General features: G+C 30.5%; 11 protein-coding genes. 5 read left to right on the top strand and 6 right to left on the bottom strand.

Features of this window, described 5'->3' with window-relative positions:
* Positions 1-311: ATP-dependent metallopeptidase FtsH/Yme1/Tma family protein (locus tag ACH2BG_RS04370; protein ID WP_395046501.1), on the bottom strand; the 311-nt coding region annotated here is incomplete at its 3' end.
* 11 nt (positions 312-322) lie between these two features.
* Positions 323-694 carry a ribosome silencing factor gene (gene rsfS, locus ACH2BG_RS04365; RefSeq protein ID WP_395046500.1) on the bottom strand — a complete coding sequence of 124 codons (372 nt, stop codon included), beginning with the start codon at positions 692-694 and terminating at the stop codon, positions 323-325.
* Positions 695-788: 94 nt separating this feature from the next.
* Between rsfS and ACH2BG_RS04360 the strand changes: the two genes are divergently transcribed.
* Positions 789-1,520 carry a biotin--[acetyl-CoA-carboxylase] ligase gene (locus tag ACH2BG_RS04360; RefSeq protein ID WP_395046499.1) on the top strand — a complete coding sequence of 244 codons (732 nt, stop codon included), beginning with the start codon at positions 789-791 and terminating at the stop codon, positions 1,518-1,520.
* A gap of 68 nt (positions 1,521-1,588) precedes the next feature.
* Here the strand turns inward: ACH2BG_RS04360 and ACH2BG_RS04355 are convergent, their stop codons facing one another.
* Together ACH2BG_RS04355 and pyrE are read right to left on the bottom strand one after the other, a co-directional pair.
* Complete coding sequence (locus ACH2BG_RS04355; RefSeq protein ID WP_395046498.1) at positions 1,589-1,981, bottom strand: SRPBCC family protein; 393 nt, start codon at positions 1,979-1,981, stop codon at positions 1,589-1,591.
* A gap of 86 nt (positions 1,982-2,067) precedes the next feature.
* Positions 2,068-2,715 (bottom strand): orotate phosphoribosyltransferase, encoded by a 648-nt coding sequence (pyrE, locus tag ACH2BG_RS04350; RefSeq protein ID WP_395046497.1) that lies wholly within the window; start codon positions 2,713-2,715, stop codon positions 2,068-2,070.
* A gap of 7 nt (positions 2,716-2,722) precedes the next feature.
* Here pyrE and ACH2BG_RS04345 point away from each other — a divergent pair, with 7 nt between their 5' ends.
* Both ACH2BG_RS04345 and ACH2BG_RS04340 read left to right on the top strand, forming a co-directional pair.
* On the top strand, positions 2,723-3,322 hold the full coding sequence (locus ACH2BG_RS04345) for an NUDIX hydrolase (RefSeq protein WP_395046496.1): 600 nt from the start codon (positions 2,723-2,725) through the stop codon (positions 3,320-3,322).
* Between the two features lie 43 nt (positions 3,323-3,365).
* Positions 3,366-4,715 (top strand): DEAD/DEAH box helicase, encoded by a 1,350-nt coding sequence (locus ACH2BG_RS04340; RefSeq protein WP_395046495.1) that lies wholly within the window; start codon positions 3,366-3,368, stop codon positions 4,713-4,715.
* A gap of 239 nt (positions 4,716-4,954) precedes the next feature.
* Here ACH2BG_RS04340 and ACH2BG_RS04335 read toward each other — a convergent pair whose 3' ends face one another.
* Entirely contained in the window at positions 4,955-6,529 is a 1,575-nt protein-coding gene (locus ACH2BG_RS04335) for a hypothetical protein (protein WP_395046494.1), read from the bottom strand.
* 313 nt (positions 6,530-6,842) lie between these two features.
* Between ACH2BG_RS04335 and ACH2BG_RS04330 the strand changes: the two genes are divergently transcribed.
* Positions 6,843-7,271, top strand: coding sequence for a PaaI family thioesterase (locus ACH2BG_RS04330; RefSeq protein WP_395046493.1), 429 nt, complete (start codon positions 6,843-6,845; stop codon positions 7,269-7,271).
* A 7-nt stretch (positions 7,272-7,278) separates the two neighbouring features.
* On the top strand, positions 7,279-8,340 hold the full coding sequence (locus ACH2BG_RS04325; protein ID WP_395046492.1) for a chorismate-binding protein: 1,062 nt from the start codon (positions 7,279-7,281) through the stop codon (positions 8,338-8,340).
* Positions 8,341-8,412: 72 nt separating this feature from the next.
* Here the strand turns inward: ACH2BG_RS04325 and ACH2BG_RS04320 are convergent, their stop codons facing one another.
* Entirely contained in the window at positions 8,413-8,865 is a 453-nt protein-coding gene (locus ACH2BG_RS04320) for a hypothetical protein (RefSeq protein ID WP_395046491.1), read from the bottom strand.
* Positions 8,866-8,977 lie beyond the last annotated feature (112 nt).

Here is an 8,977-nt window from a genome sequence, read left to right as displayed (position 1 = left end):
GCAATTTGAAAAGTATAATGTGGTCCAAGATTTGGTTTTTGCAACAAATCTACTTTAGAAATTTTAGCATGTACTTTTTCTGATAAAGCTTCTTTTTTTAGATAAACTTCTACTGTTTTGTCATTTATAATTTCAACTTTTTCTACTTGATTTGCATTCAAATACTCGTAGAATTTAGAAACTGAAGTTTTTGTAGGTTCAACCCAACGAGATTGACCAGAAAACCACATTGTTATAAAAATAGCTGTAATAACTCCGTAAATCCACCAAGGATTAAACTTGAAACTATTCTTTTTTATCTCTTTAGACATAAATACTTTATTTAATATTTGTTTTCAATAGTTGTGATTTTTGCATCACCCCAAAGACTTTCAATGTCATAATATTCACGAATGTGTTTTTGAAAAACGTGTACTACAACGTGAACATAATCCATTAAAACCCAATCTGCAACATCAGCTCCTTCTACGTGCCAAGGTTTGTCTTTTAGTTCTTTTGAAACTACTTTCTGTATAGAATTTACAATCGCATTTACTTGTGTATTCGAATTTCCGTTAGAAATCACAAAATAATCACAAACTGTATTTTCTAATGCTCTTAAATCAAGAATTGTTATGTCGTTACCTTTTACTTCTTCTATTCCCTTGATAATGTTTGCTAACAAAACATCATTATTAATTTCTTTTTTAGCCATCTAATTTTTAAAATATTTTTGCAAAGTTATTCATTTTTGTGCTTATTTTGGTGGTAAATAAATGTTAATTGCAAATAGTTACAAAAACCTACCCATGAAGTTAATCAAACTCGATGCCATAGATTCTACTAATGATTTCCTGAAAGGGTTGTCACAAAAAGAAAAGTTAGAAAATTATACTGTTGTAACCGCAAAATCGCAAACAAAAGGCAAAGGACAAATGGGTTCTAATTGGGATTCAGAACATAATAAAAACCTAACAATCAGTATTTTAATAAAAAAAACCATTATTAACATTAATGAAATTTTTAATCTAAATATCCTTGTTGCTGTAAGTGTCATTCAGGTATTAAATGATTTAAAGATTAGCAATTTAAATATAAAATGGCCTAACGACATTATGGCAGAAAATAAAAAAATAGCTGGCATACTTATAGAGAATAGTATTAAAGAAAACGGAAAAATAGAATCTATCGTAGGAATTGGATTAAACGTAAACCAAACCAACTTCGACAATTTACCCAAAGCTTCATCTTTAAAGAATGTAAAACATCAAGATTTTGATATTGATACACTTCAAGAAAGTGTTGTTCTTAAAATTGAGGGTAATATTGAAAAACTAAAAAACAATGAAATTGATTCTTTTTGGAATGAGTACGGAAACTATTTATTTAAGAAAGGAAAACCAACACTTTTTGAAGATACATACCAGCAACGGTTTATGGGAATTATAAATCGTGTAACTCGTAACGGACAATTGGAAATTTTGTTAGAAGATGATAGTATGAAATGTTTTGAAGTAAAAGAAATTATGATGATTTATTAGTTTAACCACAAAAGGCACAAAAGAAAATAAATCGCTATTTTCTTTTGTGCCTTTTGTGGTTATAAGAACTACAACTTATGCATATTCTCGCTTAAAGTTTCAATAAACTTGCTTATTGGTCCTTTTATCATCATGGCCATCATAGCATTAAAATCTCCATCAAAAAGCAATTGTACTTCGGTCGCATCTGAAGAAACTTCATTAATATTTGCCGTTAATGTAAATGGTAATTTATCACTTGCAGCTCCTAAAATAATTTGAGAATTGGCATTTTTCTCTTTCATTTTAAGTTTTATTTCTGGCATTCCTTTTAATCCAAAAATAAAAGCATTTTCGTCTAATACTTCAAATTTTGCAATATTGTCAGGCATTAATTTTTCGAAATTTTTAACTTGACTTAATTCATTAAAAATATATTCTGAACTTTTTTGAACAGTAACTTTTTGGCTTTCTAAATTCATTATTAGATTATTAGATTGTTAGACTTCTTAGATTATTAGACTTTTTTTTAGGTATCGTTTATTCCGATTAACCGAATAACCAAAAATTAAACTTCAACATTCCATTCAGACGGGCTTTTTCGCCATTCTTGCAGTAAATCTTGTTCATTTCTTGTAATATATTCTTTAGCAACAGCCAATTCTAGTAAACTTTCGTAATTACTTAATGTAAATAAATCGACATTAGCATTGGCAAAATTATCTTCTGCTACTTGAAATCCGTAAGAAAAAATGGCTGCCATTCCTTTTACATTAGCACCTTCATTACGCAAAGCTTCTACGGCAAGTAAACTACTATTTCCTGTACTAATTAAATCCTCGACCACAATTACATTCTGACCTTTTTGCAAAAAACCTTCAACTTGGTTTAATCTTCCGTGTTTTTTTGCCTCGGGACGAACATACACAAAAGGAAGTCCTAAACTCTCGGCAACCAAAATCCCAATGCCTATTGCTCCTGTGGCAACACCTGCAATAACATCTGGTTTACCAAATTGTTTTTCGATATTTTTAGAAAATTCGTCGCGAATATAATTTCTTATCGCTGGAAACGAGAGGATTACCCTATTGTCACAATAAATAGGAGATTTCCATCCTGAAGCCCATGTAAAAGGATTTTCAGAATTCAATTTAATTGCATTTATTTGTAAAAGCAATTCAGCAGTTTTGCTAGCAGTATCTTTATTAAAAATCATAGTACAAATGTATAAAGTTTTTGTGAACGACAAGCCACTTTTTCTAACAAATGAAATCAAAAAAGAAACTGATTTTAAATTTTTCTTGTTAGAAAGCGCCGATATTAATCAGATTATTATCAATTTTTTTCAGAACAAATTACAGAAAGCTTATCTGTATCATCCTGACGAAAAAGAGATTATGAAAACTCTGAGAGCTAAAATTCCTGTTAATAAAGCCGGTGGCGGATTAGTTTTTAACAAAAATGGTGCCGTTCTTTTTATTTTTAGAAATGGGAAATGGGATTTACCCAAAGGCGGAATCGAAAAAGGCGAACTCATCGAAGACACCGCCATTCGCGAAGTAGAAGAAGAAACTGGCGTAACCGGTCTTACCATTACTGGAAAACTGCAAAAAACCTATCACATCTTCAAACGTAACGGACGATATAAATTAAAAATTACGCATTGGTACGAAATGAAAACTGATTTTGAAGGAACGCCAACAGGTCAAATTGAAGAAGGAATCGAAAAAGTCGCTTGGCTTAATCCTGATGAAATAAAAGAAGCATTAAAAAATTCATACGAAAATATTAAATTGTTATTTGTAGAAGAAAAAGTGATTTAAAATTCATAATTTGTAATTCAAAAGCAAAGTCTATCTTTGCAAAATGAATAACAACCACCATTCCAATAATATATTGCTCAATTTAGGTATCGAAAGCCTAAACGAAATGCAAGAAGTTGCTCAAGACACAATTTTGAACGATAATAATGTTTTATTGCTTTCGCCTACAGGTTCAGGTAAAACATTGGCTTTTTTATTGCCAATTTTCGAAATGTTACAAGAAAACGTAACTTCTGTTCAATGTTTAATTCTAGTTCCATCACGAGAATTGGGTTTGCAAATTGAACAAGTTTGGAAAAAAATGGGAACTTCATATAAAGTAAATGTTTGTTATGGCGGACATTCTATCGATACCGAAATAAAAAACCTAAGCAATCCGCCCGCAGTTCTTATAGGAACGCCAGGTAGAATCGCCGATCATATAGATAGAGGAACTTTTAATGTAGATGCTATTCAAACCTTAATTTTAGATGAATTTGACAAATCCTTACAACTAGGTTTTCATGAGCAAATGTCATTTATAATCAACCGATTACCAAAGCTAAACAAGCGTATTTTGGTTTCCGCTACTTCCGATATTGAAATCCCGAAATACACACGAGTTATCAATCCAACTGTTTTAGATTTCATTCCTTCGGAAGAAGAAAAGACAAATCTTTCGATGAAAATGGTAGTTTCTAAAGACAAAGATAAGATTGGTAGTTTGTTTAATTTAATTTGTTCTTTAAAATCGGAATCGGCAATTATTTTTTGCAACCATCGTGATGCAGCCGAAAGAATTAGTGATACACTAAACGAAAAAGGAATTTATGCCACTTATTATCATGGCGGAATGGATCAGGACGAACGCGAACGTGCATTAATCCAATTTAGAAACGGAAGTGTGAGTTATTTAATCACTACCGATTTAGCTGCTCGTGGATTGGATATTCCAGAAATAAAGCACGTAATTCATTATCATTTGCCGTCTAAAGAAGATGAATTTACGCATAGAAACGGACGAACTGCGAGAATGTTAGCCTCGGGAACATCGTATATTTTGATTCACGAAAGTGAGAAAAAACTAGATTATATAGATTATAAAATGACAGTTTTGAATGTAGAAAATTCAACTTCGTTACCAAAAGCACCGGAATTTCAAACAATATATATTTCTGGAGGAAAGAAAACAAAACTAAACAAAATAGATATTGTAGGTTTCTTTTCTCAAAAAGGAAAACTCGAAAAAGGCGATTTAGGATTAATTGAAGTGAAAGATTTTATTTCTTTTGCTGCCGTAAAATCTAAGAAAGTAAACGATTTGCTAAAAAATATTCGTGACGAAAAAATGAAAGGCAAAAAGTTTAAAATCGAAGTGGCGAGAAAAGTGATTAAGAAAGAAGAAGAAAAGTAGTTTAAACACGAAGCTTAAAAAGAAATAATTTGTCAGATTATTATTATTTAATAGGTTTCATTATATTTTTGGTTTTCTATTTGAGGATAACTAAAAATAATTTTAAAGAGTTTTTTTTGGAAATATTCTTATGAACAATTCAATGCCATAAGAGTACCTTTTATAACGATTGTTGTAATAATTGCTCTAACCATAAAAATTATAAAGTCAATTTAAATCAAAGTCAAATCTTGTAAAACCTAATTTGAAGAATGTTCGTAAGCACCAATATCTGAATTAGGGAAAGTTCTAGGATTGCCATCAGCATCTAGATTTATATAATATGGAGCATTTGAATTTGCATTTCCAGTTGCCGCAGATGTCAAACCAATTCGTAAATTATTCCTACTCGTGTTTTTAAACTTAGGATCAAAAGGTGTTGTGTTATTACTCATCAAATTATTATTAGACAGCGCAAAAACACTTGTATATAAAGGATTGCTGCTAAATTGATTGTTTGTATCATTAAACTTAATCAAACAATTTTTTATCTGATGGTTAAAAAGTCCACTATTGTTTCTATTAAGCCCAAGCTCAATATTATTTGGTCCATAAATAATGCAATTTGTAAGGTTTGCAACTAAATCAGAAACATATATTATTTCATTTTCTGTGTAAGTATTGTCTAAATAAACAGCAGGACTTTGTCTAGAACTATTAGTCCAAAAATCAGTAAAAGTACAATGCACAAAATCATAAGTCCCTCCTAATATACAAGCAAGGCTCGATTTTCCTGCATTATTTATTACAATATTATTTCCGTTTATTTTACCTTTTCTAGCTACAATTCCGTAATTTGAAGCGTTATAAATTTGAGTATTCGTAATTTGAACTGTGGTCGGATCTTGTCTATCCACAAAAATTCCAACAGTAGCATTTTTTATTGTAGCATGATTAAAAATATTATTAGTACTACCTTCAGCAAGGTAAATAATCCCCCATTGTCCAGGTGTTTCGGCAAAACTAGGTTCTAATCTGTCACCTTCAAAAATAACTTCGTTTTCTAACGCTGTAGTAGTTGATGGCAAACCATTTACCTGAACACCTCCACCGCTTTTCACAAAAATTCCCGATTTGTCATGAAAATGTATTCGAGCTCCAGCATCAATAATTAAATTTTTTCCTGTAGCAACGCCAGCATAACCATATATTACATAAGGTTTTGCATTTGTAAAATGCAGTTCCGCATCAGTAAGTTCAAATCCGTAAATATTACTATCAGGGTCACTATTATCCAATAGCAAATTCTCATAAGAATAACCACCATTTCCATCTGGTGTTCTATCAGGAAACAGGAAAACAGCATCTTGAATCAGTGTAACTAGATTTACTTTTTGTTGCAAAGTACCAGCATCAAAAAGAATTTCGTCTGTATAAAGCATATCTGCAGGATTAGCATCGGCAATATCGGCAGTGGTTTCTATAAATACAAATAAGCTATCGTGAGCCAAAAGTTGAACGTTTGGAAATATTTTTCCGTCGCCAATAGCATCAGCATCAGATCCATCTAATCCTGTCATACCATCAACCATCAATCGGTATTTTGAGGCACTTCCTTTTCCTAAAGCAATACTAGGAATGGTAATATCGTCGCCACTTCTGTTATAAACTTTTAACATATAAGTACTTGAACCAACGTTTGTGAAAACAGTATCTAAATAAACCGTAGTTTTAGAAAACTCTAATTTTCCTGAGCTAGGAATGGTATCAAAATCCTTTCGGCATGAAGTGATAGAAATGACTAAAGTAAGTATGAATAGAATTGAATAACGCATTTGCAATTTAATTTTTGATAAAAATAGTGAAAATGTAGTAACGAACGAAAATGTTTTTTATTCTAAATGTTCATGAAATATTTTTTTACCACAGATGCACAGATTATTAAAAGATTTTAATCTAAAAACAACACTTATTTTAAGATTATTTCGTGAATTAGCGTATTTAACAATTCTATTTCTTTTAAAATCTGTGCATCTGTGGTTAAATATTTAGATGAATATATAAAGGCTTTATGACATTAAAACTTTATGACTTGCGACTTTTTAAAATCTTATTTTTTTGTAAATTTGAAACACAAAAAACAAATATATGACTTTCGACAAAAATAAAGTACTCACCATGTGCAACACCATGTGCAAAAACACATTGATGGAAACCCTGAAAATTGAATTTATAGATGCTGGCGAAGATTTTCTTGTGGCTACAATGCCTGTAAATTCTGGTGTTCACCAACCTATGGGATTATTGCATGGTGGTGCTAGTGTTGCGCTTGCCGAAAGTGTAGGAAGCGCCGCATCGATGTTGTTTGTAAATCCTGAACTAAGCGAAATACGTGGCATCGAGATTTCGGCCAACCATCTTAAAGCAAAACGAGAAGGAATTGTTACAGGAACTGCAAGAATTGTACACAAAGGAAGAAGCATACATCTTTGGGAAATAAGAATTACCGACGAAGAAAACAAGTTGATTTCGCTTTGTAAATTGACAAATATGGTTTTGCCTAAGAGAAAAATTTAAAACCAAAATGAATATTATTTTTAATAAAGGAAAGGGATTTCTAGACAAAAAAATGCCTTTTGTAATTTATTGCAAACCAAATTCTGACAAGTTAATTGGTGTTTTTCAAAAAAATGATGATTTATTTGAAATAGATAATTTCGAAGAAACTGGCTTTGCTTTTGTTTCTTTTGATGGAAAAAAGAAATATTTAATTCCTAGAAATGAATCCGATGTTTATATAGAAACAGTAAACAAAATTGATTATTTTATTGAGAATGAAATTGATTTAGATATCGATTCCAACGCAAAAACAACTTTCGAAAACTTAGTTGAAAAAGGAATAAATGCGATACAAAATAACCAATTTGACAAAGTAGTTTTGTCGAGAAAAGAAACCTTAAAAATTGATGATTTTGATTTCGAAAAGTCATTTAATAAATTAATTTTTAATTACCGAAATACATTCAAATATTGTTTTTATCACCCAAAAATTGGCTTTTGGACGGGAGCAACACCAGAACAATTTTTGCAATCGTCCGAAAACACAATCAAAACTGTTTCTTTTGCAGGAACGCAACCTTATTCTCAGACTGAGGAATATATTTGGGCAGAAAAAGAAAAGCAAGAACAACAATTTGTAACCGATTTTATTTTAACACATTTAAAAGCCTATAGTACTAAAATTTCATTTTCTGAACCATATACATTTCGAGCAGGAAGTATTGTTCATATCAAAACTGATATTGAAGCAATAATTAATACTAAAAATGATTTTAGGAATATTATCGAAAAATTGCACCCAACTCCAGCAGTTTGTGGTTTACCCAAAGACGAAGCCATGCGATTTATTATTGCTAATGAAGAATACGACAGGACTTTTTACACAGGTTTTCTTGGCGAATTAAATATAGATTTTGCAACTTTTAGAAATGATAAATCCGATTTATTCGTCAATTTAAGATGTATGAATATCGAAAATAATTCTGCAAATATCTATGTTGGTTGCGGAATCACAAAAGATAGTATTCCCGAAAATGAATTTGTAGAAACAGTAAATAAATCGAAAACGATGAAGAAAGTTTTATAAAAAAATACTTAATAATTTCAGTAGAAACCGAAATTATTAAGCATCAATTTTTAAATCTAAGTTGTTGGAAAATTATTTTTTACCAAACAAGTTATTTATATCTGCTTTAGTCATAAACTCTGATGTTCCAATAACAGAAGTAATTTTATCTTTACTCATAAATTGCATAGTTACTACTTTTTGCAAACTTTTTGTATAACGCAACCAAACAATATCGTTGGGTAAATCTAATTTTATATCTGCTACAGGAGAAGCATTAAAACCATCAGAAATAATGGCATACAAACTTTCGAAATCACCAGCTAAATCTTTAAAGTTAAATTTTGTAGAAGAACTTGTTTCAGTAGGTTCGATATTTTTAAAGAAAACAGTATACTCATTTCCTTCTTTTTGAATGTAAATATCACTTGAACCATTCTCGCCAATTCTTCCAACTTTTTCGATAGGCACAGTTGGAATAACTTTTATTTGACTGAATCCGATGTAGTTAATTAATAAAAATGAAATTGCAATAATTTTTTTCATGGTGTGTTGGGAATTTTTGGGTTGCTTTTTTTAAATATAAATTTTGACAAACGTAATAAAAAAATATTACGAAATAAACTATTCTAACTTAATTTTTTTATTGTTTAAAAAA

It is taken from the genome of Flavobacterium sp. (genome assembly GCF_043779715.1).
In the GTDB taxonomy this organism is placed as follows: domain Bacteria; phylum Bacteroidota; class Bacteroidia; order Flavobacteriales; family Flavobacteriaceae; genus Flavobacterium.
The sequence above is the reverse complement of the archived record's forward strand: the minus strand, read 5'-3'. Positions and strand labels throughout refer to the sequence as shown.

What these genes read in the sequence shown, in the direction of transcription:
- ACH2BG_RS04325 (WP_395046492.1), top strand. Translation starts at nt 7,279, where the DNA reads ATGAATATTATTTTTAATAAAGGAAAGGGATTTCTAGACAAAAAAATG.
- ACH2BG_RS04340 (WP_395046495.1), top strand. Translation starts at nt 3,366, where the DNA reads ATGAATAACAACCACCATTCCAATAATATATTGCTCAATTTAGGTATC.
- rsfS (WP_395046500.1), bottom strand. Translation starts at nt 694, where the DNA reads ATGGCTAAAAAAGAAATTAATAATGATGTTTTGTTAGCAAACATTATC.
- ACH2BG_RS04345 (WP_395046496.1), top strand. Translation starts at nt 2,723, where the DNA reads ATGTATAAAGTTTTTGTGAACGACAAGCCACTTTTTCTAACAAATGAA.
- pyrE (WP_395046497.1), bottom strand. Translation starts at nt 2,715, where the DNA reads ATGATTTTTAATAAAGATACTGCTAGCAAAACTGCTGAATTGCTTTTA.
- ACH2BG_RS04360 (WP_395046499.1), top strand. Translation starts at nt 789, where the DNA reads ATGAAGTTAATCAAACTCGATGCCATAGATTCTACTAATGATTTCCTG.
- ACH2BG_RS04355 (WP_395046498.1), bottom strand. Translation starts at nt 1,981, where the DNA reads ATGAATTTAGAAAGCCAAAAAGTTACTGTTCAAAAAAGTTCAGAATAT.
- ACH2BG_RS04330 (WP_395046493.1), top strand. Translation starts at nt 6,843, where the DNA reads ATGACTTTCGACAAAAATAAAGTACTCACCATGTGCAACACCATGTGC.
- ACH2BG_RS04335 (WP_395046494.1), bottom strand. Translation starts at nt 6,529, where the DNA reads ATGCGTTATTCAATTCTATTCATACTTACTTTAGTCATTTCTATCACT.
- ACH2BG_RS04320 (WP_395046491.1), bottom strand. Translation starts at nt 8,865, where the DNA reads ATGAAAAAAATTATTGCAATTTCATTTTTATTAATTAACTACATCGGA.